The organism is Clostridioides sp. LIBA-7678 (genome assembly GCF_056716065.1).
Window position 1 is genome coordinate 565,928 of sequence record NZ_CP196987.1, and the last position, 25,130, is coordinate 591,057.

Genomic DNA, 25,130 nt, shown 5'->3' on the forward strand with positions numbered 1-25,130 from the left:
AGTGTAAAATTATAACGTAAAATAGAAAATTATTTGTAGGCCGTAGGTGATAAATATGAATTATATTGAGCCGAGTATGAGACCAATGTTAGATATGTTTATATTTGAGACAAGTCTATTACTTGAACAGTTAGATGAAATTATGATTCAAATAGAAAAAGAAAAAGTATTTAGTTACAGTAATATCAATGAAACATTTAGAATAATGCATACAATAAAGGGTTCAGCTTCTATGATGGGATTAGACAACATAGCTGCTTTAGCACATAGTGTAGAAGATTTATTTTATGTCATACGTGAAGAAAAGATAGAAGTTTTAGATAATGACTTTTTATTTGACTTGGTTTTTCAAGCTTTAGATTTTATAAGATGTGATATAGGTAAGTTGCAGTCAGGAGATTGCATATCTTCTGATTACTCTAACTTTATAGAAATAATCAAAGATTATGTAGGTACTTTGGAGTTATCAACTTCTATGGAATCAAAAAATAACACAAGCTTAGAAAGCACAGATGATAAAGAAATAATAGATTCAGTTTTTTCATACAAAGAAAATTCTGATATAGTAAAAATAATCTTTGAGCAAGATTGTATGATGGAAAATGTAAGAGCTTTTATGCTTATATTTGAACTTAGAGACTACTGTGAATTTATAAAATTTTATCCTAAAGATGTGGAAACAAATACAGAAGCAGCAGAATATATTAAAAAGGATGGGTTTTATATACAGTTTATTGCTAAAGATGACAAGAGTATAGTTTATAGAACTATACAAGATAATCTCTATGTAAAAGAATATATAAATATTAGTGAAGAAGATGTAGAAGTAAAAAGAACGCAAGATAATGATGAAGTAGAAAATAAATTAAAAGACAATCAGGAAATAGGTATCGAATATCAAAATACTTATACAACAGAAGATGAGCTACAAGAAAGTATTTTAAAAGAAAAGATAGATACAGAAAAATATAATCTAAATGATGAAAATGAGCATTTGCCAATAAATAAACAGAATATTATGAGTGTAAATTTAGAAAAATTAGATTTACTTCAAAATATAGTTGGAGAAATTGTAATTATGGAATCAATGGTTGTAAATAGTGTAAATTCTACAGGTGTTGATATAGACAATTTCAATAAAGCAACAGGACAATTGCATAAGCTTACAGATGAATTACAGGATATAGTAATGTCGATGCGTATGATTCAAATTTCTGGTGTATTTCAAAAGATGCATAGAATTGTACGAGATATGAATAAAAAATTAGATAAAAATGTAGAGCTAATAACCATAGGTGCAGAAACAGAAGTAGATAAAAATGTAATTGATAATTTAGCAGAACCATTTATGCACCTTATAAGAAATGCTATGGACCATGCAATAGAACCTATTGAAGAGCGTATAGCTAAAGGCAAGGAAGAAGTAGGAAAGATAGTACTATCTGCTGAAAACTTAGGTGGAGAAGCTATAATAAGTATTGCAGATGATGGTAGAGGTCTTATGAAAGATAAGATTTTAGCAAAAGCCAAGGAGCAAGGTATACTCAAACATTCAAGCAATGAATATACTGATGATGAGGTCAATTCTTTGATTATGACTCCAGGATTTTCTACAAAAGAATCCATAACTGAGTTTTCTGGTAGGGGAGTAGGCATGGATATTGTCCGAAAAAGTATTGAAAAGGTTGGAGGTTCAATTGAAGTAAAAAGCAAACAAGATGAAGGAACAACATTTACTATGAAAATACCACTGACTCTTTCTATAGTAGAAGGTATGGAGTTTAAAGTTGGAGATTCGCTGTTTACTTTACCAATATCATCAATAAGGAGAACATTTAAACTTACAGATTTAAACCAAATAGTTACAGAAGGTAATACAAGAGAACTAATTATGATATATGGAGCATGTATTCCTATTATAAGGTTGCATAAAGTATATAATATTCAGACAGATGTAACTAACTTAATGCATGGGAATATGATAATTATTGAAAATGAGCAGAAAGCGGCATGCATTTTCGTTGATGAAATAATAGGAAATCAACAGGTTGTCGTAAAGCCATTTCCAGTTTATTTTAATAGATTCAATATGAAAAGCAATGGATTATCAGGATGTACAATACTTGGAGATGGAAGTATAAGCTTGATTATAGATGCAGATAACATTATGGAAATATATTAGGGGATTTAAAAGTATGTCTAAAGATGAAATTATTAAACAAGTATTAACATTTTATGTTAATGATGTTATTTATGGAATAGAATTAGAAAATGTGATTGAGACTATAAGATTTCAATCAATAACATGTGTACCATGTCTTCCAGAGTATATAATTGGAGTTATTAATTTACGTGGAAGGATAATACCTGTTATTAATATGCATATAAAATACAATCTTCCTGAGACTGATTATAATGAGAGAACATGTATAATAATTACAAAGGTTGATGAGTATCAAGTTGGAATTATTGTAGATAAAGTTGTCGATGTTATCCCTATAGAAAAGATAAATCTATTAGAGACAACTGATTCTAACAACATAAATACGAATAAAGATATAAAAGAAATTGCAAAAGTTGGAGATAATTCTATACTAATTTTAGATATTCGAAAGTTTTTGATTAACAACATGTAGTCAGTTTTGATAAAAAAATAGCTACGCACACTTGTGACTTTAGTCGTGAGTTAGTAGCTAAAATAGTCAGCATATAGAGAAACTTATATGTAGAGATAGGATAGAACCTATCCAATACTACCTGAATTGCTGGAAACCCCTAAAGCTAACCAAACTAAAACATAAGGCTGAAATAAACCTAAGTGTGAAAGTTACGAAAGTAGAAAAAATTGGTTAGATAGTATAAGGTTAAACCCTAAGTACTTTAAAATGGGCAATCAGCAGGTAAGCTCCGAATAGGAGAAACTTCAACGACTATTCCTCTTGAGGGAAGTACACTACAAGCTATTGGTAGTGGAAGTGGGTAGACCTTAACGGATAACTCCGAAGGATAAGATATAGTCTGTGCTTACATGAAAATGTAAGAAGTTCATAAGAGAACTGCATAGGTAGTAGCGAACTTATGTGAACGACAACCTCAAAAATGATAAAAGTTAGGACTTACGGTTCTTACATATGTTATTTAGAAATAAATATAAAAACCTTTAAAATACTTGTTTAAAAAAATTTACCTTGTTAATATTAGGATGGGTGGAAAAATCAGAAAAACAAGTAAAGTGAGGTGATAGTAGTGGAAAAAGCATATAAATTTAGAATGTATCCAAATAAAAAACAGCAAGAGTTAATTAACAAAACTTTTGGATGTTGTAGATTTGTATATAATAAATATCTTGCTAAAAAAATAGAAGTTTATGAAAGCGATAAAGAAACTTTTACTTATAAACAGTGCAGTTCTGATTTGACCAATTTAAAAAAAGAATTAGAGTGGCTTAAAGAACCTGATAAATTTTCACTACAAAACACCTTAAAAGATTTAGAAAACGCATATAAAAAATTCTTTAAGGAAAATACAGGATTTCCTAAATTTAAATCAAAAAAAACTAATAGATTTTCATATAGAACGAACTTTACAAATGGAAATATTATGTACTGTAGTCAATATATAAAATTACCTAAACTTGGTATGGTTAAAGTAAGGGATAAACAAATACCTCAAGGAAGAATACTTAATGCTACTATATCCAAAGAACCAAGTGGAAAATATTATGTATCATTATGTTGTACTGATATAGATATTAAATCATTTGAAAATACTAATAATCAGATAGGTTTAGATTTAGGAATTAAAGAATTTTGTATCTCAAGTTGTGGAGACTTTATAGAAAATCCTAAGTATCTTAAGAAGTCATTAAATAGACTTGCTAAATTACAAAGAAAACTATCGAGAAAAACAATTGGTAGTTTAAATAGAAATAAAGCAAGATTAAAAGTTGCAAGACTTCAAGAACATATAGCTAATCAAAGGAAGGATTTTCTACAAAAACTATCTACTAAATTAATACAAGAGAATGATATTATTTGCATAGAGGATTTACAAGTAAAGAATATGACTAGAAATAGTAAACTATCTCGCTTAATTTCTGATGTGTCATGGTCAGAATTTGTTCGTCAATTAGAATATAAGGCTAATTGGTATGGTAGACAAATTGTAAGGGTAGGTAGATTCTTTGCAAGTTCACAAATATGCAATAAATGTGGGTACAAAAACGAGGAAATGAAGAATTTAAATATAAGAGAATGGATTTGTCCTTGTTGTAATGAAACTCATGATAGAGATATAAATGCAAGTATAAATATATTAAAAGAAGGACTAAGACTAATAACAGTTTAAAATAGATAACATATGTAAGAACCGTAGGAACTACGGGGATAGCCTGTGGAGAATTGGTAAGACATATTTCAGTATGCAAAATTCTATGAAACAGGAACCCTGTGACTTTAGTCATGGGAGGTTCAGAAATTAGCAGGAGGAATTTTTTGCATGATAAAGCTCACAGATGAAGAATTTATAATTCTTGTAAACCATATAAAAAAAGAATATGGTATTGATTTAAGCAAAAAAAGAGCACTAATTGAAGGTCGGTTATATAATACAATGATAGAGAAAAAACTTAGTTCTTTTAGTCAGTATATGAATATATTATTTAAAGATAAGACAGGAAATGAGGCTATAAACTTAATAAATAGATTGAGTACCAATCATACATTTTTTATGAGAGAACCTCAACATTTTGAGTTTATACATGATAATATACTTCCTTTTTGGGAAGAAAACAATAAATTAAGAAACTTAAATATATGGAGTGCAGGTTGTTCTAGTGGAGAAGAAGCGTATTCAATAGCTATGACTTTAGATGATTATTTTGGACATAATAAAAAATTGTGGAATATTAAGATTATAGCTACTGATATTTCAATGAATTCACTTGAAAAAGCTAAGAGGGCTACATATACAGAATTAAATGTTAATAATGTTCCTAATTTGTGGAAGAAGAAGTATTTTATAGATAATAAAGATGGTACATTTAAAATTTGTGATAAGATTAGAAAAAGCGTAACTTTTAAGCCCTTTAATCTAATGAACGATTTCTCATATCAACATTTTGATTTGATTTTTTGTAGAAATGTTATGATTTATTTCGATTTAAAAACTAGAGAAGAACTCATAAATAAATTTTATAGTGTAACTAAAAAAGATAGCTTTTTATTTGTAGGTCATGCAGAGATAATTAACAGAAGCAATACCAAATATAAATACGTAAGACCTGCTGTCTATAAAAAATAAAAGAGTATTTCTGATATATGACTTTGTGGAGGCGGTAATGTGGAACATTTTAATAATATGGTAATTGCTATAGGTGCATCTGTAGGTGGCACAGAGGCGATACTTGAAATTATAAAAGACTTGCCAAAATCGACACCAGGAGTTGTTGTAGTTCAACATATGCCGGCTATATTTACTGATATGTATGCACAACGGCTTGACAAGCAGTGTGTTATGAATGTAAGAGAAGCTAAAAATAATGATAGAGTAGAACGAGGAAATGTGTTAATTGCACCTGGGGGCTATCAGATGAAATTACATGTGAATAAAGATGGGTATTATGTAACTTGTAAAAAAGGTGAAAAAGTAAGTGGTCATTGTCCATCAGTAGACGTTTTATTTGATTCAGTTGCAGAAGTAGCAGGTAAAAATTCAATAGGCATAATACTTACAGGGATGGGTTCTGATGGTGCAAATGGACTTTTAAAAATGAGAGAAAAGGGTTCATTTACTATTGGACAAGATGAAAACTCTTGCATAGTATATGGAATGCCAATGGTGGCTTTTGATAGGGGTTCTGTTGTATTACAATTGCCACTTGCTGAAATTTCAAACTGTTTGATTAGACATCTTAATATTTAAAAACGAAAAGATTAATTTTTTGTAAATAAAAAATTAATCTTTTATTAAATTATATGGATAAAAAACCCTAGAAACTCCAAATATAATAAGAGAGATTTATATTTAGGAGGAAAATGATAATATGAAATTTTTTAAAGGCGATATGAAAGCTAAAGTTTTAAGATATGTATTTGTTTTAACCTTGACTATAATAGCTGTTTTAGCAATTAAACATGACCATATATATAATAATTTAGGGAAAGATGCTTCGATTAATTTAGATAGAAATAAAGAAGCAGTAAGTGTTATGAATAATCAATCATTACCAAAGGATACTACAAGTAGCAAACAAACTTTATCAGTAAGTACAATAGGAAGTAAAACAATAGTGAAAAATGATGAATATCTAGAAAGTACTATAAATATGCCTATGATAACAAATTCAAATAAGATTGTTGAAAGGTCTACAAATGATAAAATAAAAAATGATATCTTTGAATTTTATAATAAATCATACACAGAAGCAAAGCAATATCTTAAGGATAATCCTGATGAAGAAAATAAGTTTGTTGCAAATGTAGATTTTGAACTTAAAAAGAATACTGACTCTGCTCTTAGTATAAAAGTAAGATATTATACTTATAGTGGCGGTGCACATGGATTTTATCAAGATATAGCATACAACGTGGATATGAGAACGGGAAAATTTTTAGAACTAATGGACTTATTTAAAGATAACACTAAATACAAGGAAGTTATAGATGAAGAAATTAAAAGACAAATAACTGAGCTGGAAAAAAAGGACAAAGAAAATATCGGAATATACAATTTTAAAGGTATAAAAGAGAATCAAAATTTTTATTTGCAGGATGAGAATTTAGTTATGTATTTTGATTTATATGATATAACTCCATATGCAGCAGGAATACCAGAATTTTCAATAAACAAAAAATTAATAAGCTATATGTTAAAACCAGAATATGTAGATTTATTTAATTTGAAATAGAAATTTAAATTAAATGTTATGCTATAATATCTAGCATAGAGATTTATTAAAATTGGGGGTATAAAAATGCTACTTTTAAAAAAAGACGACATAAAAAAAGTATTTACAATGAGAGATGCAATTGAGGCTGATAAGGAAGCTTTTAGAATTTATTGTGAAGGAAAAAGTGTAAATCCTTTGAGAACCAATATACCAGTTCCAAGCCAAGATGCTAGTATGTTATTTATGCCAGGATATGTAGAAGAATTGGGATGTGGGGGAATAAAAATTGTATCTGTATTTCCTAAAAATGCTCAAAAAGGTAAACCAGTAATTCCAGCAACAGTATTACTATTAGATGGTGAAACTGGAGAAGTGAGTGCAGCTTTAGATGGAACTTATGTAACTCAGATTCGTACTGGGGCAGCATCTGGAGCAGCTATAGATGTATTGGCTAAAAAAGATTCTAAGATTGGGGCTTTGATTGGTCTAGGAGGACAAGGAGAACCACAACTTGAAGCTATGATAGAAGCTAGAGATTTGGATGAAGTAAGAGTGTTTAGTAGAAATAAGGAAAGTAGAGAAAAATTTGCAGAAGAAATGAATTTAAAATTAAGTAAATATAACACTAAAATAATTGCAGTTGAATCATCTGATGAAGCTATAGACAATGCAGATGTAATAGTCCTAGCTACTCCATCAAAACATCCTGTACTTAACGGAAACTTAGTAAAAAAAGGAGCTTTAATAAGTGCAGTAGGTTCATATATGCCAGATATGCAAGAGTTGTGCCCAAATTGTTTAACTAGAGCATCTAAGATATTTTTTGAATCAACAGATGCAGTTTTATCTGAATCAGGAGATATATTAATTCCATTAGAAGAAGGTAAAATAAGTAAAGATGATTTTAATGGCGATTTAGGTAATGTTATAAATGGGACCATTCCTGGAAGAGAAAGTGATGATGAAATAATTGTGTTTAAAACTGTCGGAATAGGTGTACAAGATGTCGTAACAGCAAAAAGAATATACGATAAGGCAAAAGAAAACGGTATTGGAATGGACTGGAAGTGGTAAAATTTTCAAAATAAATCTATAATTAGACAAAATTATGTTATAATGTTGATAAATAAATTTTTTTATTATCTTAGTTGAGGGAGGATATTTGTATGAAAATGGTAAAAAAGTTAATATTATCTTCGATTATGGCTTTAGTTTTAGTTCTAACTATAGGGTGTTCTAATGCAGAAGAAAAAGTAAAGTCAAATTTTGAAGCTAATTTAGCCGCACTAGAAATGTATAAATATGACGAAAAGGGGATTTCTGACGCATTAACAGAAGTTGAATATAAACAAATTCAAACTTATAATAGCAAGGACAAGGTTTCAATGTTAGCTCAATTGACTCCTCTTTATGGTAAAGAAAATGCTGAAAAGATATATGACACAATTGTTAAGTTAATTCAAGGCGTTGAAAAGACTGTAACAGTAGATTCTTCTAGTAAGGATAAGATAACTTTAAAAGTTGTAAGTAAAGCATTAGATACTAGTAAAGTAATGTCTGAAGCAAATACTTTAGTAAAATCATATGTAACTGATGAAAAGAATTACAACAAAAAAGAAAAAGAAGTTCAAGATGATATGGCAAAAATGATTATAGACCTTTACAATAAAAAACCAACTAAGGATGTTACAACTTTAATTACATATACTAAAAAAGATGGTAAATGGCAACCACCAAGCAATATACAAAAATTATGTGAAGGAATATATACAATTTAATTTATTTTAAAGACACAAAAACTATCTTTTAAACATATAATAAAATGTTTGGGAGATAGTTTATTTTATTCTAAAAATATCAAATATATTTTATAAGTTATTCACTTATTTTATAAATTATATTTTATAAATGACTTATCTTGTTAAATAACTTATCTTGCCAAGTAATAAATAAATTTTTTACTAAATAAAGTACATTTAATATAATTTGTTTCAATATTTATTGTACAATCAAATTTATTTGGTATGTTTGCTAATTTTGACTATATAAAACTAACAATACAATTATGATATATCTTGATAAAACATGGTGAATAATTGTGTGTTATATAGTCGAAAATATGATATATTAATATTATATTATACGTTAAAAGTTTATTTATGTATTTTCAAAAAAGTTTTTATAAAATGAGAGGGGTGTTTTTATGGTATCAAGGCAAGAATTAAAAAGAGTGTCAAAAGCTCAATTGTCTGGAAACTGGGGTACATGTGCAATTGCTATGGCAGTATATATTGCAGTGATAGTATTAATATCGATTGTAGGATTGCCTTTTGAACCTTTAACTACTATTGTAGTAGCTATAATAGGGTTTTGCGTTGCAGCAGGATTTACATGTATGTTCTTGAAGATTACTAAAGATGAAAAAGTAAGAATAGGAAATATCTTCGTAAATGGAAGAATCTATTTAAGAAGTTTTGGACTTTATGTATTAGAATCAATAGCTGTTTATATTTATTCTTTTATAATCACAATTATAGGCGCATTTTTATCATTCGGTGTTTTACTTACTAGTGGAGCAATTGAATACTTATCAAGTGATAGTGTTGGTATAGGAACTATTATTTCTACTGGAATAACTTTAGTTCTTATAATATTTGTTCTTATGCTACCAGTTTATATATTGCTATTATATGTTTCTCAAGCTGCTTTTTTAATTTGTGAAGATAAAGATAACTTAGGTGTATTTAAAGCGATGGGTGCCAGTTTAGATATGATGAAAGGAAATGTACTTAAATTATTTGTACTAAACCTTAGCTTTATAGGCTGGTATATACTGGCGATAGTTACTCTTGGAATAGGCTTATTATGGTTGATTCCATATGTAGGAGTTACTAACTGTAATTTTTACAGACAATTACTAAAAGAGAATCCAGATGTAGAGGATATATTATTGGATAAAGAAAAATCTTATTCTATGTATTAAGATAGTTTTACAGTTAAATAAAATGTATTTTTAACTTGAACATTAAAGTATGGCATGACAAAACTGTCTTTTATAAGAATTTTTTTCTTAAAAGGCAGTTTTTGTTATTAAAAAATAAATGGTTGACACAGTATAGACTATTATGATAGTTTTTAATTATAGTAATGACTATTGCGATAACCATATTTGAGGAGCGATTTTATATGGAAATAAAATTATTTGATTCAGAACTTAAAGTAATGGAAGTTCTATGGGAGATAGGAGAAAGTAAGGCAGGGGAGCTAGTAAAAATACTAAAAGAAGAAACAGGATGGAATAGAAATACTACGTATACAGTTATAAAAAAATTAGTAGCAAAAGGTGCAATAGAGAGAATTGAACCAAATTTTGTTTGTAAAGCTTTAATAAGTAAAGAAGAAGTGCAAAAACAGGAAACAGAAACACTAATTAATAAAATGTTTGGAGGGTCTTCAGAAAAATTTCTTTCAGCTTTTATTAATAAAGAAAATCTTTCAAGTGATGATATTACAAAACTTAAGCAGATTGTCGAAAAATTAAAGTGAGGTAAGATTTATGTTCATTAAATTGTTAGAAATGAGTTTTACTTCTGGAGTTTTACTTTTAATTGTTATTTTCATAAGAGCATGTTTATTTAAAAAATTACCTAAGAAGGTATTTGTATTATTATGGTTGATTGTGTTGTTTAAACTTCTTATACCAGTAAGTTTAAACTCTGGTTTTAGTATTTATAGTATAATTGAATCCACTTTTAATGTTGAATTAGGTGCTACATCAGCTGAAGATTACACTCTTAAGGAAGTTAGTAACTCTATAGGTAAGAATACTTCTAACAATAAAGTACTATCTGATATTGAGAATCTTACAATATTGGAGATGTTAGGTATTTTGTCTTTTGTGGTTACTATTATACTGAGCATGTTTTTATGCTCTAAGTATATTAAAATAATTAATCTTTTTAAAACTTCAATACATATAAAAAATCATGATTTTATTAAAAAATGGATATATGAAAATAGGTGTTTTAGAAAATTTATGGTTTGTGTATCTGAATTTACTAAGACACCACTTACATCTGGTATTTTAAAGCCACGTATTATTTTACCAAAACAAATGGATTATAGTAATAATCAGACTTTAAACTTTGTTTTGACTCACGAGATGGTCCATATTAACAGATTTGACAATATGCTGAAGTTGTTTATGCTTTTGGCTCTTGTTATTCATTGGTTTAATCCTTTAGTTTGGATAATGTTTTTTTTACTAAATAAGGACATAGAATTTAGTTGCGATGAAAAAGTAATGAATATGATTGGAGAAGAATATAGAGCTGATTATGCAACTGCACTGATAAGTTTAGCAGAAGAGAATAATCCATTTTCGATGGCAATTTACAATGGATTTGGAAAGACAAAGATAGAAGAGAGAATAGTTAATGTTATGAAGTTTAAAAAGTCAACTTATGTTACTTTTTTAGTTTCTACTGTATTAGTTTGTGGGACAAGTCTTGTTTTTGCAACAGGAAATAAGGAAATTAATGAAGTTGAATCTTTTGATTTAACAAAAAGTGAGCAAAGTAATAGAAGTGAATTTTCATTAAGCAATAAATCGACTGATTTGTATTCTTCAAATGAGGATTCTGATATTTCTGTCAGTGTGTCAAAAATATCTGTGAATAAAGAAAATGAACCTAAAAGTAATGAAGATGAATCTATGAATAAAGAAAGTAAATCTAAAAGTAATGAAGATGAGTCTGTAAATAAAGAAAGTAAATCTAATAGTAGTAAATACATGTATGTAAATAAATCAAGTAATTACAATGATATATCTTATACTAATTCATCAAATTATTTAGTTCAGAAAAATGGTTATGATGAGAATGGTTTAGTTATATCAAGACAAGGAAATTTGTTGTCAGTCAGCAAAGTTCAATATAGAACTTCTGTAAAGGAACCTTAAATCCTAGTAATACAAGAGATTTAGAATTAAAATACTATCTTGAAATAAGTTTAATTATTTTGAGATAGTATTTTTTATTAAAAAAATTATAAAGATACTTGACACAAAGATGACTATCATGATAGTCTAAAAGTGTAGTTAATAACTATTGCAATAGTCACTAATAACTATTATACCTAAATAAATCTCTAAGAAAGGAAGATTGATTATGAAAATAAAAAAATCCCTTATAGGAACAATGATGGCAGCTGCTATAGTATTAGGAGGAACAGGGTCAATATTTGCAAATGAAAATAGTGATGTATCTAATATTACACTAGATAAGTTTGATTCTCTAATAAAAGCAGGAATAACTGACCCTGCTGACTTAGAAAAGTATGGAGTAGAGTATTATACTTATGAAGAGTATGCTAAGAATATTGAAGAGTTAAAAGCATATGCTAAAGACCCTAATGAAGTTAAAGATGTAAGTCAAGAAGACCTTGAAAAAACAATTAAAATAATGGAGCAAGATTTAGAGAAGATAAAAACTGAAGGATTAAAGATTATGAAACCTATCAGAATAGACAATGGAAATGGGCTTATAAGTTTCTGTGGTAGATAATGTACTAAGCTTACAATGCTAACCTTTTTTATATATACAATGAAATGTTAATAGTATTTATTAAAAAGTTTATAAAAATACTTGACACAAAAGTGACTATTGTGATAGTCTAAAGATGTAGTTAATAACTATTGCAATAGTCACTACAAACTACAATACCCAAATAAATCCCTAAGAAAGGAAGATTGGCTATGAAAATAAAAAAAACAATTATAAGCACAATGATGGTATCTGCTATGATACTAGGTGGAACTGGAGCAGTATTTGCAAATGGAAATGATTCATCTAAAATTACTTTACCTAAGTTTGAATCTTTAATGAAATCAGGAATAACTGACCCTGCTGAGTTAGAAAAGTATGGAGTAGAGTATTATACTTATGATGAATATGCTAAACATATTGAAGAAATGAAAGCATATGCTAAAGACCCTAATGCAACTAAAGATGTAAGTCAAGAAGACCTTGAAAAAACAATTAAGATAATGGAACAAGAGTTAGAGAAAATAAAAACTGAAGGATTAAAAATTATGAAGCCTATCATTATACAAAATGAAGATGGGTCTCAACTTGCTATTTCTTCAAATTATGTAGCAACTAATTAGTGTTAAATATAATCTCAAAGAATATCTTAAAACCTTAAATAAGCATGACTAAATACATTAGGCTACTGCGATGATATAAACATGTAGTTGATGATTATTTAAATATTCATTAACTACACTACCCAAATGAAGTTTAAGTTTGTTAAAGTTAAGTAAAAAAGTATTAAAAACTTAGACAAGCGTAATTGAACATATTGAGTGAGAGTAAAATGAGACTCAAATAAGTAATAAAAGAACTAAAGTCTAAGTGAAAAAAGAAGTAAGAATTAGAGGAAACACAGAATAAAAGTAAATCAAGTCAAAGTAAAAGTATTAAACCCAATTTATAATGTTAACATTTTTTAATGTATGTTAAGAAATGTTAACATTATTTTTTTTTATCTAAATTAATAATTATAATATTTAGAAAATTCTAACGAAAATTAAATGTTATTTATTAGATTCATTAAAAGTTAAAGAAAATAATCGATTTAGCATTTTTAAGAGGGGTTTTAAAATTTTTAGACTTCTTGGCATAGCAATTGCTTAATATATAAATTAAATAATATGATTATAAATTTGTGGATTAATTTTATCATTACTTACTTATTAATATATATACCATGTTGATAATAAGTATATGTTGATGGCTTTTAAAGTGTATCGCTAACAAATACACTAAGCTATTAGAGGAGTATTATTTCTAAGGGGGGAGAATCATGAAACAATTGCTTACAGGAAATGAGGCAGTAGCACGTGGAGCTTACGAAGCAGGTATATCTTATGCAGCTGCTTATCCAGGAACACCAAGTACCGAAATACTAGAAAATATAGCACTGTATAAAGATGACATAATTGCAGAGTGGGCACCAAATGAAAAAGTTGCAGTAGAGTCTGCAATAGGGGCATCTATTGCAGGAGGAAGAGCACTTGCGGCTATGAAACATGTTGGAGTAAATGTCGCAGCAGACCCAATATTTACGTATGCATATATGGGGGTAAATGGTGCAATGATTATTGTGTCAGGGGATGACCCTGGAATGCATTCATCACAAAATGAACAAGATAATAGACATTATGCTAAATTTGCAAAAATAGCTATGGTAGAACCGAGCAATAGCCAAGAATGTAAAGATATGTTAAAGGCAGCTGTTGAAATAAGTGAAAAATATGATACTACAGTTTTATTTAGAATGGTTACAAGAGTATGCCATAGTAAAGGTCTCGTTGAGTTAGGAGAAAAAGAAGAAACAGTTGTAAAGAAATATGAAAGAAATCTTTCTAAATTTGATGCTATACCAGCTACTTCAAGAGTACTTAGAGTTAAGCTTGAAGATAGATTAAAAAAACTTGAGGAGTTCTCTAATGAAACAGATTTAAACTTTATAGAATGGAATGACAAAAAAATTGGTGTAATAACTTCAGGTGCTTCTTATGAGTATGCTAAAGATGTGTTTGGAGATACTGTATCATACTTAAAATTAGGATTTACATATCCTCTTCCAACTAAGAAAATTAGGGAGTTCACAGAACAAGTAGAGACTGTTTATGTAATTGAAGAATTAGAACCTTATATAGAAGAACATTTAAAAGAGAATAACATACCTTGTATTGGAAAGGAAAAGATACCTAATATTGGGGAGTTAAACCCAGATATCATAGCACAATCAATCTTGGGAGAAAAAAGAGAGCTAATAGAATATAGTAAAGAAAAGATAGTAGGTAGACCACCAACATTATGTGCAGGATGTCCACACAGAGGATTTTTCTATGAGTTAGGAAAAATTAAAAATGTACTTATAAGTGGAGATATAGGATGTTATGGACTTGGAGGAGCAGAACCTTTAAATGCTAAGGATACCTGTATATGTATGGGAGGAGGTCCAGGAGTAGCTCATGGAGCACAAAAAATATTTACTAAAAATAATATTAATATGAGAACTATAAGTACAATAGGAGATTCAACATTCTTCCATACAGGGATAAATGGACTTATAGATATAATATACAATAAAAGCAATACTGTAACATGTATTCTTGATAACAGGATTACTGGTATGACAGGGCATCAAGAGAATCCTGGGACAGGATTTTCATTACAAGGTGACGTTACTGAAATGATGGATATTGAGACTATAGTAAAAGCTTTAGGATGTAAGAATGTAAAAGTTGTAAATCCTAATAAGTTAGATGAAGTTAAAGAAGCATTGGATTGGGCTTTATCAATTGAGGAACCATCAGTAATAATTACAAGATGGCCATGTGCATTAAAAAAATTTACTGAAGATGATAAAAAGAGATTTGACCTTATACCATCAGTTTGTAGTGTAGATGATGAAAAGTGCATTGGATGTAAGAAATGTCTTACAACAGGATGTCCTGCTTTGAGATTTGATAAATCTAAAAAGAAATCAAGTATAAATCAAGCTCAATGTGTAGGTTGTACAGTGTGTGCACAAGTATGTCCAGTAAATGCTATAAAAAAGGTTGGTGAAGAATAATGAAAAAGGTTAAAAATGTATTGCTATCAGGTGTAGGAGGTCAAGGTACTGTTTTAGCAAGTAAAATACTTTCTGCTGGTCTTATTGATGCTGGATATGATGTTAAGATGTCAGAAGTTCATGGAATGGCTCAAAGAGGGGGAAGTGTAACAACTCAAGTTAGATATGGTGAAAAAGTACACTCTCCTATACTTGGTAAGGGCGATGTTGATGTATTAGTTTCATTTGAAACTATGGAAGCTTTGAGATATCTTGATTTTCTAAAACCTGATGGCAAATTAGTAGTGAATGATTATGAGATGCCTTCAGCACCAATTTTAACAGGTAGAGTGGATTATCCTGAAAATATAATAGATGATATTAAAGAAAAAGTGGATGTAACAGTGATAAAGGCAGTTGATATTGCAAGAGGTCTTGGAAATGAAAAAGTTATGAATGTGGTCCTTTTAGGAGCTTTGATTAAGGCTCTACAGATAGAAGATGATATAGATTGGGAAAAAGTAGTGTCGCAACAGGTCAAACCTAAGTTTATAGAAATTAATATAAAAGCTTTAAAAGAAGGGATGAATGCCTAAAAATAAAGTGATAAGTATGTAAATAAAACTAGTTGAAAACTAGATAAAGGGTTAGGGTGGAAATCGGTTACAAAATAAATTATAGAGTGATTGTAAATAAGACTAGTTGAAGGCTAGACAAAGGGTTAGGGTAGAAATTAATTGTAAAATAAATTATAGGGTGATTGTAAATAAAACTAGCTGAAAACTAGATAAAGGGTTAGGGTGGAAATCAATTACAAAATAAATTATAAGGTGATTGTAAATAAGATTAGTTGTAAAGTAGATAAATAAAGGGTTAGGGTAAAATATAAATAAAAATTAAGATTAAAATACAATCATTTAAGAGTAAGATTTTATAAATTTAAATATGGAAAATGAATATCTAATAAGCAATGGTTAATAAATAATTACAAATAAATTGTAAATTAAATAAATCTTTGACAGGAAGGAGAGCTATTTATATATTAAATAGTATTTATAATATGAAAAAAGGCGATTTTATATGGATTGGAGTTCTTATTTGTATTATTGCTATCTTAGCGATACCAAGTAGTAGAGAAGTGTTTATGGCGGCAACAGGTGCACATCCATATATTGGAGGTTTTTTCAAGTTTGCTGTATTAGCTACAATGGGAGATTTACTTGGTGCTAGAATCTTGCATAAAGACTGGAAAATACCAGTAGGGGTCTTTTATAGAGCAATAGTTTGGGGAATAATAGGTATAGTTACAACATATGCGATGTCAATCTACTCAGCAGGTGTAGGTCAAGCACAAGTAGATGGTATGCTTCCTTTTGAGGGAATAGCTTTTGCTAATGCTTTGTTTAAGAGTGCAACTATGAACATACTAATGTCACCAACTGTATTTCTATTCCATAAGGTTATGGATTGTTTTATAGACAAAAAATATGAAGTTGAAAAAGGGATTAAGGTAACACTTAAAGATGTGGTAAATGTAGTGGATTGGAATGCTTATCTTGGTTTTAGTGTTTTAAAAACTATACCATTTTTCTGGATACCATGCCATACAATTGTATTCTTATTCCCTGCTGAATATAGGGTAATTGCCTCTGCATTTGCATCTATAGCTTTAGGTCTAATATTAGCTTTAGCCAATAAATCTAAGGTTACAAATTAAGTTTATTGATGAATCAAAAATATTATTTAAACTAGGAATAATCTTTTAAAATAATAATCTTTAAAATAGTATTACTTAGAATAACTAAGCAATATTTTCATTATGAAGCAACATTTTACTAAAATTAAAAATAAATATACGATTTCAAAGAAAACTAAATTTGCGAGTACTGTTTTTAAGAAGCTTAAAATCCCCCATTTAAAGTTTTAAGATTCTAAAACAATAAGTTATAACTACAAAAATGGCTGTTAGGACTATGATACTTATAAGTTAGAATACTTATAGTATAGATTAGTTCATAACAGCCATTTTTTATTTTGAATCAATAATCTAAAATAAATTCTAAATCAAACTTTAAATTAAAGGGTTTAAAGAAGCTATTCTAGTTGTAGCCACGTAAACTCTAGATATTTCATACCATGTTTTAAAATCTACCACTCCACTTTGAGGTAAACCAAAGATTCCTTGGAATATTCTAACTGCATTTTCTGTGTCTGTTCCATATATACCATCTTCTATTACCTTTGGTATAGCTGGGTAAGAGTTGGATATGGCATTTAACTGATTCTGTATAGTTCTAACATATTGTCCAGTAGAACCAACTTGTAATGTAGTCCCAGGGAATGATACAGGGACACCACTTACTATAGGCGCTCTTTCAAATACTATCTCATCTCCATAATAATATCTTAGTATGCTTTCGTAGTCGTATCCTTGGTCACCTAAATCTTTACTTCCCCATTGAGTCATTTGGTTAGGACATTGAGATTTTTGACCATCACAATATTGTGCTAATAGTGGCTGTCTTGCTGTAGGAGGTCTTTTTATAAATGTGTTAAATATTGCATCTACAACTACATTAATTGGTTCAAATAAGTTTCTGTTGTTTATAAATTTATGGTCATATGCAGTTGATGAAGTTATTGTAAAATTATATCCTTTATTTCGATACCACTCAGTAAATACCCTATTTAAAGTAAATGATATTATAGCTATTACATTTGCATAGATTGTCTGTTGAGGCCAAGTTGAATATATTTCAGATGAGGCTATGTTTTTAATGTACTCTTTAAATTGAATCCAATAGTTTGGAGCTGATGAATCTTCTGGCAAACCATCATGAACTACTATAAATTCAGGTACTACAGGGTTATCCAATACAACAAAACCAGTAGGAGGAGGTAATGGCTTTGAGTTACTTTCTGGAATTTTAGGAGGATAAGTACCGTATAGGGTATGTTCTCCTATATCAAAAATCAATTCACTTTGTCTTGAGAAAGAACGTTTACTTCTTGTTCTAGGAAACATGGGAACTCCCTGTCTCGCTTCAATTGTAGCTAATAATTGCGTTCCTTCTATGACAACTGTTTCATATCCATCTGCTATGGCTTCTACTATATACTGGCTGTAAGGTCTAACATCAGATGGTTGTAGAGAGTAATCTACATCTGGTGCTGGTAATACTAATCCAGTCACTTGACCAGATTCATTACTCGTTAGGTTTTGGTATAAAGTTGATGAGCTTTGGCTACCATTAGACATTGAATATATGTTTACTGTTGCATTTTGAATAGGTCTATTGTTAGTAGCATCGATTATACTTACTGTTAAGAAACCATCTTGCATCAAATCACCCTTTCTTTAAATGAATTTAGTTCCCTTATATTTCAAGATATGAATATAGCTTGAGATTTGTTAAATAATATAGATATAAATTTAAATTTTTTAAAATATTTTAGTATATTTGACTTTGAATAATTTAATGTCTATTTTAGAGTGTATTTAAAACAAAATAAGCTAAAAATAAATAGATGCTATAAAGAAGAAATGAATTAAGAATTTTGAACAGAAGTGAATTAAAAATTTTGAAAGGAAAATAGTTTATGAAGCTGGATTTATTTTTATTGGCAATAGTTCCTATATTGATAGGGCTATTTTGGATAAGGTCTAAAGATAAATATTGTAGAGAGCCTTTAATTCATTTAATTAAATTTTTTTTAATAGGTGCTTTTTTAAGTATTATAATTATACTTTTAGAAAATTTACTGATGAAATTTAATGTATTTGAAGGATATTCAGAACTAATATATGTATCATTTGTAGTTGCAGGGCTTGTAGAAGAAGGTGTAAAAGCTCTGATACTAATTCCTGCACTAATTAAAGAAAAACATTTTACCGAAAAGTTAGATGGTATTATTTACTCTGTATTTTTATCTTTGGGATTTGCAACAATTGAGAATATAGTCTATATTTTTTCTGAAAGTGGTAATTTAGCCCTTCAAGTTGGTATTAATAGAGCGATTATCTCTATTCCAGCTCATGTAATGTTTGCTATTACTATGGGATATTATATCTCTAAGTATAAGTTTGAAGGAAATAAAAACAAGAGATGTGAGTACTTATTTATGGCTGTATTGATTCCAATTTTATTACATGGAGTTTTTGATTTTATATTGATGATAGAATATAGATGGGCTATTATATTACTTATAGTTTATGTGATACTTTTGTGGAAGGTAAATCTTGATAAACTTGATAAATATATGAATCACTCTAAAAAAGTGTTTTTCGGTAATCTTAAGAAAAAGAAAAGAAAATAGAGTTCAAGCAAAAGACATAAACAGTTAAAATAAATAAATGACAAACAAACGAAGCAGATTGAAGGGGGATTATAAATTTGGCGAATTTACCAGAAGAATTTTTAGAAGATATTAGAGAAATACTACAGGATGAATATGATGATTTTATAAAAAGTTATGATGAAGATAAGACTACTGGTCTTAGAATAAATACATTAAAAATTGATAAAAAGAAACTGTTGGATTTAAATTTATTTGATTTGTCACAGATACCATGGGCAGAAGAGGGTTTTTATTATGATGATAAAATCAATAGACCTGGTAGAAATCCACTGCATGAGGCTGGAGCATATTATTTGCAAGAGCCTTCTGCCATGAGTGTGATACCAAAAGCAGATATTAAAGAGGGCGATAAGGTACTCGATATGTGTGCTGCTCCTGGTGGGAAATCTACATATATATTGTCTAAATTAAATGATACAGGTCTATTGGTCTCTAATGAAATTAATGCTAGTAGAATTAAGGCTTTAGGTGAAAACCTAGAGCGATTTGGAGTGAGAAATTGTATTATAACAAATACCGATTCTAAAAGCTTAAGAAAGACATTTAATGGGTATTTTGATAAGGTGGTTATAGATGCACCTTGCTCTGGTCAGGGTATGTTTAGAAAGGACGAGGTGGCCATATCAGATTGGAGTTATGCAAAGGTATTAGAATGTCAATCTATTCAAAAAGAAATTATAAGAGATGGATATAAAATGTTGAAGAAGGATGGTATTTTAATTTATTCAACATGTACTTTTTCAAGAGAAGAAAATGAACATGTTATAAATGAGTTTATCAGTGAATATCCATATGCAGAACTTATTGAAATGGAAAGATTATGGCCCCATAAAATAAAGGGAGAAGGTCATTTTGTTGCCAAGATAAAAAAATTGGAAGATGAAGAGTGTAATGTCAAAGAATTAAAAATAAAAAATTTAGATAAAGAAATAAAGGATTATAGGGAGTTTGAAAAGAAATTTTTAAAGGTTGATTTTTATAGTAATAAAAAAAATAAATTTTATTTAAGAGGAGAAAACCTGTACCTACTTCCAGAAGTATATCCAGATACGAAAAAACTAAAAGTATTGAGATACGGTTTGCATTTAGGGGTTTTAAAGAAGAATAGATTTGAGCCTTCTCATGCACTATCTCATTATTTAAAGGTTGAAGATGTAAAAAATGTCGAAAACTTTAGTGTACAGAGTGATTCAATTCTTAAATACTTAAAAGGGGATGTTGTAAATTCTAATGAAAGTAGAGGCTGGGTTTTGGTATCAGTTGAAGGCATACCTTTAGGTTGGGGAAAAGAATCTGCTGGTGTAATTAAGAATCATTATCCTAAAGGTCTTAGAAAATTATTTTAAACTAGTAGAAAAAAGAAGTATAATATTTATATTGTAAGTTTATGGTAGATTATTTTGCTGTAGATTGACTTAATATTTAACACAGAGGAGACGATTTTAGTGGGTGAAGCAGTTAAAAAAGAAATTGTAGAGTGGATAAAAGTGATTGTCATAGCTCTTGTTCTGGCATTTGCAATAACTCGTTTTATAGTGCCAACAATAGTTAAGGGAGAATCAATGTATCCTACACTGGTTGAACGTGACTACCTAATAGTTAATAGAATCGCGTACAAGGTAGGAGAGCCAAAATACAAAGATATAATAGTATTCAAAACCGACTTAACAGAAGAAAATGGAAAGAAAAAAGACTTAGTAAAAAGAGTCATCGGAGTTCCTGGTGACCATGTAAAAATACAAGACTCCAAGGTATATGTAAATGATAAATTGTTAAATGAGACTTCCTATATACATAATAATCGTACTGATGGAGATATTGATATCGTAGTTCCAGAAGGAAAATTATTTGCTATGGGGGATAATAGAGAAAAAAGTTTAGATAGTAGATACGATGAGGTTGGATTGGTCGACGAGCATACCGTTTTAGGAAAGGTTCTAGTCAGATTGTATCCATTTTCTAAGATAGGAACTATTGACTAAACATATAAAATTTGGAGCAATCGCTGATTAACTGAAATCACCAGACCATGCACAATAGTTGTCTGTATAAAAAAGACAACACCTTATTTAGTAGACTTATCTAAAAGATAATGTTAGAAATGCATTATTAATAAAGATAATATAACTATAAAGGAGAATTTGTGAATGAATGAAACTATTAAAGAAGAGATTGTAGAGTGGATAAAAATAATTATTACTGCACTTTTTTTTGCATTTATTATAACTCGTTTTATAAAACCAACACTAGTAAATGGAGAATCTATGTACCCAACACTTAAGTCACATGACTATTTGGTAGCAAATAGGATGACATATAAATTATCAGAACCAAAATGTGGAGATATAATGATATTTAAGACTGACTTATTACAAGATGATGGAAGAAAAAAAGAACTTGTAAAAAGGGTTATAGGTGTACCTGGTGACCATCTAAAGATTAGTGATTCAAAGGTTTATATAAATGGCAAGTTATTAAATGAAGTTTCATATATACATGATAATTATACTGAAGGCGATATTGATATGGTGATTCCTAAGGGAAAAGTATTTGCGATGGGAGATAATAGGGAAGTAAGCTTGGATAGTAGATATAAAGAAGTAGGATTAGTAGATGAGCAAAATATTAAAGGGAAGGTTATTTTAAGAGTATTTCCTTTTACAGATATAGGCATTTTTGAGTAGGTGATTTGTATGGCAGTTGGTGTAGCATCCTTATTGTTTAATCTTGAGGAGGCTTTAGATATTTGTGAAAAAATAGAGCAAATAACTCATTTAGAGATTGGGATTGACAATATATATGAATGTAGTGAGTTATGTAAATATAAAGATAGAATTTCTAAACTAGGATTATCTGTAGGGATACACTTACCTATGGAGTTAAATACTTGCGAAAATATAGAGTATATACGAGATTCATGGATAAATTTTATTGAGAAAATAGAATTTGAGCTCAAAGGCTTTGATATAAGGTATTTTAATCTTCATTTGGGCTATGTTATGACAAATAGGATTAAAAAGAATAGAAACAAGTATTTAGACAATAGTGTAGATTTTTTAGATAAGGTAAATACAAACTCGTATATATGTATAGAGAATACATATTCAAAAAGTGGGGATTTTTCAAATATTGGAAATATATCCTATGATTTTGAATATATATTTAATAGGATTAAAAATTCTAAGATTTGTTTTTGTTACGATACTGGACACTGTTTAATTGATGAGGATGATTATATAAAGAACTTGAAGGATAAAATAAAGTTGATACACTTAAGTGATAATGATGGTATCAATGATACACATGTAGGCATAGGAAAAGGAATTTTATCTGAAGAGGGAATTAAAGAGGTCTTAAAGTTAGATGCAGAATATTTAGTATTAGAAATAAACTACGAAGACATTGAAGATACTATAAGTAAATTGAATCGTATTGTAGGAGAGGGTTAAATACCTCTCTTTAACTTGTTGATATGCCTCGTTGATTAAAATTTGTATTCATCAAAAGGAAGGAGATGTTGAAGTGAAAAAAATAAACTTAAAAATAGACGGAAAAAATAAAGAATATTCGCTAGAAGAAAACTCTTTAGGAATTAGACTAGGTGATATAGCAAAAGAATTTTGTGATGAGCATAAGGGTTATATAACACTTGCAGTTGTGGATAATAAGTTAAAAGAGTTAAATTGCAGAGTGAAGAATGATTGTGAGATAAATTTTTTAGATACTACTAATGAAGATGGTGAGAGAGTTTACTTTAGAGTCATGTCATTTGTATTTGTAATGGCTTGCAGAGAAATATTTTGGGATAGTAGAGTTACAATAGAACATTCACTATCTGGTGGGCTATACTGTGAAGTTCACATAGATAGAAAACTTAAAGAAGTGGATGTTGAAAATATAAAAAACAAGATGCAAGAGATAGTAAACAATGATTATACCATAGAAAAAATTGAAGTTACAAGAGACGAAGCTATTTCCATATTTGAAAACAATGAAATGTATGAAAAGGCAGAGCTTTTAAAGTATAAAGAGTATGATAGTGCTAAAGTATATAAGTGTAGAAACTATATAGACCATTTTTATGGGTATATGCTACCATCAACTGCTTATATAAAATCATTTGATATTAAGCTTTACAATGGAGGAGTTATAATTCTAGGCCCTAGTGAAGAAGATAAGACTAAACCTATGAAATTTATACCTCAGCCTAAATTATCAAGCGTATATTATGAAGCGGAAGAATGGTCAAGACTTATGGGAATTGACAAGGTAGTATCACTTAATAAGATAATAGAAAACAAAGAATATGGGGACATAATAAGAACATTTGAAGCGTTACATGAAAAAAAATTATCTCAAATAGCAGATATGATAAAAGAGAATAATAAGAGAGTAGTCTTAATAGCAGCTCCATCTTCATCTGGAAAAACAAGTTTTGCTCATAGATTATCTATACACCTCAGAGTAAATAATTTAAATCCTATTTCGATTTCTTTAGATGACTATTTTATAGATAGAAAACATACTCCTTTAGATGAATATGGAAATTATGATTTTGAATCAATTTATGCTATAGATTTAGAAAAATTTAACTTAGACTTAAAGAGTCTTTTAGCAGGAGAAGAAATTGATGCTATAAGATTCAACTTCAAAGAAGGAAAGAGAGAATATACTGGTAAAAAAATAAAGATAGACTCAAACCAACCAATTATACTAGAAGGTATACATGGGCTAAATCCTATTTTAACGTCATCTATACCAGATGAAGATAAATTTAAGATATACATAAGTGCCCTTACTCAAATAAACTTGGATGACCATAATAGAATTCCTACTGCTGATTTAAGAATGATAAGAAGAATTGTTAGAGATTATAATTTTAGAGGTTATAGTGCTGATAATACTATCTTACAATGGGCATCAGTTAGAAGAGGCGAAAAGAAGAATATATTCCCATATCAAGATGAAGCAGATGCTATATTTAATTCTGCTTGTGTATATGAATTAGCAGTTTTAAAGCGATTTGCTAAGCCCTTGCTGGAAGAGATAAAAGAAGATAATCCTGCTCACATTGAAGCAACTAGATTACTAAAGTTTTTGCAGTATTTTGTAGAGCTAGATGATACTTCTGATATACCAGGGACTTCAATTCTTAGAGAATTTATTGGAGGAAGTAAAATAGTCGATTAATCTGGACTATAGTATTTGTCTTTAGATTTATTAGTAATAAAATGGCAGTTGAAAAAACTGCCATTTT

Annotated in this window: 23 protein-coding genes; 22 read left to right on the forward strand and 1 reads right to left on the reverse strand. The window is 29.0% G+C overall.

The window, feature by feature from the left end:
• The first annotated feature begins 55 nt into the window (after positions 1 to 55).
• The 16 genes from ACTG46_RS02965 to ACTG46_RS03040 all read left to right on the forward strand — a co-directional run bounded on the left by ACTG46_RS02965 (position 56) and on the right by ACTG46_RS03040 (position 17,231).
• Positions 56 to 2,182: a chemotaxis protein CheW gene (locus tag ACTG46_RS02965; RefSeq protein ID WP_479923576.1), complete on the forward strand. Its 2,127-nt coding sequence runs from the start codon at positions 56 to 58 to the stop codon at positions 2,180 to 2,182.
• Positions 2,183 to 2,195: 13 nt separating this feature from the next.
• Positions 2,196 to 2,636: a chemotaxis protein CheW gene (locus ACTG46_RS02970; protein ID WP_054275828.1), complete on the forward strand. Its 441-nt coding sequence runs from the start codon at positions 2,196 to 2,198 to the stop codon at positions 2,634 to 2,636.
• Positions 2,637 to 3,237: 601 nt separating this feature from the next.
• Positions 3,238 to 4,347 carry an IS200/IS605 family element RNA-guided endonuclease TnpB gene (gene tnpB, locus ACTG46_RS02975; RefSeq protein WP_479923577.1) on the forward strand — a complete coding sequence of 370 codons (1,110 nt, stop codon included), beginning with the start codon at positions 3,238 to 3,240 and terminating at the stop codon, positions 4,345 to 4,347.
• 150 nt (positions 4,348 to 4,497) lie between these two features.
• The gene (locus tag ACTG46_RS02980; RefSeq protein WP_479923578.1) at positions 4,498 to 5,301 is read left to right on the forward strand and encodes a CheR family methyltransferase; all 804 of its coding nucleotides are present in this window, start codon (positions 4,498 to 4,500) and stop codon (positions 5,299 to 5,301) included.
• Positions 5,302 to 5,340: 39 nt separating this feature from the next.
• Positions 5,341 to 5,922: a CheB methylesterase domain-containing protein gene (locus ACTG46_RS02985; protein WP_407814722.1), complete on the forward strand. Its 582-nt coding sequence runs from the start codon at positions 5,341 to 5,343 to the stop codon at positions 5,920 to 5,922.
• A 121-nt stretch (positions 5,923 to 6,043) separates the two neighbouring features.
• On the forward strand, positions 6,044 to 6,907 hold the full coding sequence (locus tag ACTG46_RS02990) for a DUF3298 and DUF4163 domain-containing protein (RefSeq protein ID WP_479923579.1): 864 nt from the start codon (positions 6,044 to 6,046) through the stop codon (positions 6,905 to 6,907).
• A 66-nt stretch (positions 6,908 to 6,973) separates the two neighbouring features.
• The gene (locus ACTG46_RS02995; protein WP_479923580.1) at positions 6,974 to 7,963 is read left to right on the forward strand and encodes an ornithine cyclodeaminase family protein; all 990 of its coding nucleotides are present in this window, start codon (positions 6,974 to 6,976) and stop codon (positions 7,961 to 7,963) included.
• 92 nt (positions 7,964 to 8,055) lie between these two features.
• On the forward strand, positions 8,056 to 8,667 hold the full coding sequence (locus tag ACTG46_RS03000) for a hypothetical protein (RefSeq protein WP_054269069.1): 612 nt from the start codon (positions 8,056 to 8,058) through the stop codon (positions 8,665 to 8,667).
• A gap of 425 nt (positions 8,668 to 9,092) precedes the next feature.
• The gene (locus ACTG46_RS03005) at positions 9,093 to 9,872 is read left to right on the forward strand and encodes a DUF975 family protein (RefSeq protein WP_054275831.1); all 780 of its coding nucleotides are present in this window, start codon (positions 9,093 to 9,095) and stop codon (positions 9,870 to 9,872) included.
• A 203-nt stretch (positions 9,873 to 10,075) separates the two neighbouring features.
• Positions 10,076 to 10,435, forward strand: a complete 360-nt coding sequence (locus ACTG46_RS03010; protein WP_054269071.1) for a BlaI/MecI/CopY family transcriptional regulator — start codon at positions 10,076 to 10,078, stop codon at positions 10,433 to 10,435.
• Between the two features lie 10 nt (positions 10,436 to 10,445).
• Entirely contained in the window at positions 10,446 to 11,849 is a 1,404-nt protein-coding gene (locus tag ACTG46_RS03015) for a M56 family metallopeptidase (RefSeq protein WP_479923581.1), read from the forward strand.
• A 208-nt stretch (positions 11,850 to 12,057) separates the two neighbouring features.
• The gene (locus ACTG46_RS03020) at positions 12,058 to 12,453 is read left to right on the forward strand and encodes a hypothetical protein (RefSeq protein WP_054269073.1); all 396 of its coding nucleotides are present in this window, start codon (positions 12,058 to 12,060) and stop codon (positions 12,451 to 12,453) included.
• Between the two features lie 191 nt (positions 12,454 to 12,644).
• On the forward strand, positions 12,645 to 13,055 hold the full coding sequence (locus ACTG46_RS03025) for a hypothetical protein (protein ID WP_479923582.1): 411 nt from the start codon (positions 12,645 to 12,647) through the stop codon (positions 13,053 to 13,055).
• 698 nt (positions 13,056 to 13,753) lie between these two features.
• Entirely contained in the window at positions 13,754 to 15,535 is a 1,782-nt protein-coding gene (gene iorA / locus ACTG46_RS03030) for an indolepyruvate ferredoxin oxidoreductase subunit alpha (RefSeq protein ID WP_479923583.1), read from the forward strand.
• Entirely contained in the window at positions 15,535 to 16,110 is a 576-nt protein-coding gene (locus tag ACTG46_RS03035; RefSeq protein WP_054275834.1) for an indolepyruvate oxidoreductase subunit beta, read from the forward strand. The genes iorA and ACTG46_RS03035 overlap by 1 nt, the downstream gene beginning before the upstream one ends.
• Before the next feature lie 464 nt (positions 16,111 to 16,574).
• Positions 16,575 to 17,231, forward strand: coding sequence for a hypothetical protein (locus ACTG46_RS03040; RefSeq protein ID WP_054269077.1), 657 nt, complete (start codon positions 16,575 to 16,577; stop codon positions 17,229 to 17,231).
• Between the two features lie 354 nt (positions 17,232 to 17,585).
• On the opposite strand, the gene sleC is transcribed toward ACTG46_RS03040, so the two are convergent.
• A complete protein-coding gene (sleC, locus tag ACTG46_RS03045; protein ID WP_054269078.1) occupies positions 17,586 to 18,857 on the reverse strand; it encodes a spore cortex-lytic germination protein SleC in 1,272 nt (423 codons plus the stop codon).
• A 257-nt stretch (positions 18,858 to 19,114) separates the two neighbouring features.
• On the opposite strand from sleC, the gene ACTG46_RS03050 reads away from it, so the two are divergent.
• The 6 genes from ACTG46_RS03050 to ACTG46_RS03075 all read left to right on the forward strand — a co-directional run bounded on the left by ACTG46_RS03050 (position 19,115) and on the right by ACTG46_RS03075 (position 25,063).
• A complete protein-coding gene (locus ACTG46_RS03050; protein ID WP_479923584.1) occupies positions 19,115 to 19,831 on the forward strand; it encodes a PrsW family intramembrane metalloprotease in 717 nt (238 codons plus the stop codon).
• A gap of 77 nt (positions 19,832 to 19,908) precedes the next feature.
• Positions 19,909 to 21,219 (forward strand): RsmF rRNA methyltransferase first C-terminal domain-containing protein, encoded by a 1,311-nt coding sequence (locus ACTG46_RS03055; RefSeq protein WP_223152742.1) that lies wholly within the window; start codon positions 19,909 to 19,911, stop codon positions 21,217 to 21,219.
• A 99-nt stretch (positions 21,220 to 21,318) separates the two neighbouring features.
• A complete protein-coding gene (gene lepB, locus ACTG46_RS03060) occupies positions 21,319 to 21,855 on the forward strand; it encodes a signal peptidase I (RefSeq protein ID WP_054269080.1) in 537 nt (178 codons plus the stop codon).
• Positions 21,856 to 22,020: 165 nt separating this feature from the next.
• Positions 22,021 to 22,557: a signal peptidase I gene (lepB, locus tag ACTG46_RS03065; protein WP_054269081.1), complete on the forward strand. Its 537-nt coding sequence runs from the start codon at positions 22,021 to 22,023 to the stop codon at positions 22,555 to 22,557.
• A 9-nt stretch (positions 22,558 to 22,566) separates the two neighbouring features.
• Entirely contained in the window at positions 22,567 to 23,322 is a 756-nt protein-coding gene (locus ACTG46_RS03070; RefSeq protein ID WP_054269082.1) for a sugar phosphate isomerase/epimerase family protein, read from the forward strand.
• 73 nt (positions 23,323 to 23,395) lie between these two features.
• Positions 23,396 to 25,063, forward strand: a complete 1,668-nt coding sequence (locus ACTG46_RS03075) for a nucleoside kinase (RefSeq protein ID WP_054275838.1) — start codon at positions 23,396 to 23,398, stop codon at positions 25,061 to 25,063.
• Positions 25,064 to 25,130 lie beyond the last annotated feature (67 nt).

What these genes read in the sequence shown, in the direction of transcription:
- ACTG46_RS03005 (WP_054275831.1), top strand. Translation starts at nt 9,093, where the DNA reads ATGGTATCAAGGCAAGAATTAAAAAGAGTGTCAAAAGCTCAATTGTCT.
- ACTG46_RS03025 (WP_479923582.1), top strand. Translation starts at nt 12,645, where the DNA reads ATGAAAATAAAAAAAACAATTATAAGCACAATGATGGTATCTGCTATG.
- ACTG46_RS03035 (WP_054275834.1), top strand. Translation starts at nt 15,535, where the DNA reads ATGAAAAAGGTTAAAAATGTATTGCTATCAGGTGTAGGAGGTCAAGGT.
- ACTG46_RS03015 (WP_479923581.1), top strand. Translation starts at nt 10,446, where the DNA reads ATGTTCATTAAATTGTTAGAAATGAGTTTTACTTCTGGAGTTTTACTT.
- ACTG46_RS03020 (WP_054269073.1), top strand. Translation starts at nt 12,058, where the DNA reads ATGAAAATAAAAAAATCCCTTATAGGAACAATGATGGCAGCTGCTATA.
- iorA (WP_479923583.1), top strand. Translation starts at nt 13,754, where the DNA reads ATGAAACAATTGCTTACAGGAAATGAGGCAGTAGCACGTGGAGCTTAC.
- ACTG46_RS02990 (WP_479923579.1), top strand. Translation starts at nt 6,044, where the DNA reads ATGAAATTTTTTAAAGGCGATATGAAAGCTAAAGTTTTAAGATATGTA.
- ACTG46_RS02965 (WP_479923576.1), top strand. Translation starts at nt 56, where the DNA reads ATGAATTATATTGAGCCGAGTATGAGACCAATGTTAGATATGTTTATA.
- ACTG46_RS03050 (WP_479923584.1), top strand. Translation starts at nt 19,115, where the DNA reads ATGAAGCTGGATTTATTTTTATTGGCAATAGTTCCTATATTGATAGGG.
- sleC (WP_054269078.1), bottom strand. Translation starts at nt 18,857, where the DNA reads ATGCAAGATGGTTTCTTAACAGTAAGTATAATCGATGCTACTAACAAT.
- ACTG46_RS02980 (WP_479923578.1), top strand. Translation starts at nt 4,498, where the DNA reads ATGATAAAGCTCACAGATGAAGAATTTATAATTCTTGTAAACCATATA.
- ACTG46_RS03040 (WP_054269077.1), top strand. Translation starts at nt 16,575, where the DNA reads ATGAAAAAAGGCGATTTTATATGGATTGGAGTTCTTATTTGTATTATT.
- ACTG46_RS03070 (WP_054269082.1), top strand. Translation starts at nt 22,567, where the DNA reads ATGGCAGTTGGTGTAGCATCCTTATTGTTTAATCTTGAGGAGGCTTTA.
- ACTG46_RS03010 (WP_054269071.1), top strand. Translation starts at nt 10,076, where the DNA reads ATGGAAATAAAATTATTTGATTCAGAACTTAAAGTAATGGAAGTTCTA.
- ACTG46_RS02970 (WP_054275828.1), top strand. Translation starts at nt 2,196, where the DNA reads ATGTCTAAAGATGAAATTATTAAACAAGTATTAACATTTTATGTTAAT.
- lepB (WP_054269081.1), top strand. Translation starts at nt 22,021, where the DNA reads ATGAATGAAACTATTAAAGAAGAGATTGTAGAGTGGATAAAAATAATT.
- ACTG46_RS02995 (WP_479923580.1), top strand. Translation starts at nt 6,974, where the DNA reads ATGCTACTTTTAAAAAAAGACGACATAAAAAAAGTATTTACAATGAGA.
- ACTG46_RS03000 (WP_054269069.1), top strand. Translation starts at nt 8,056, where the DNA reads ATGAAAATGGTAAAAAAGTTAATATTATCTTCGATTATGGCTTTAGTT.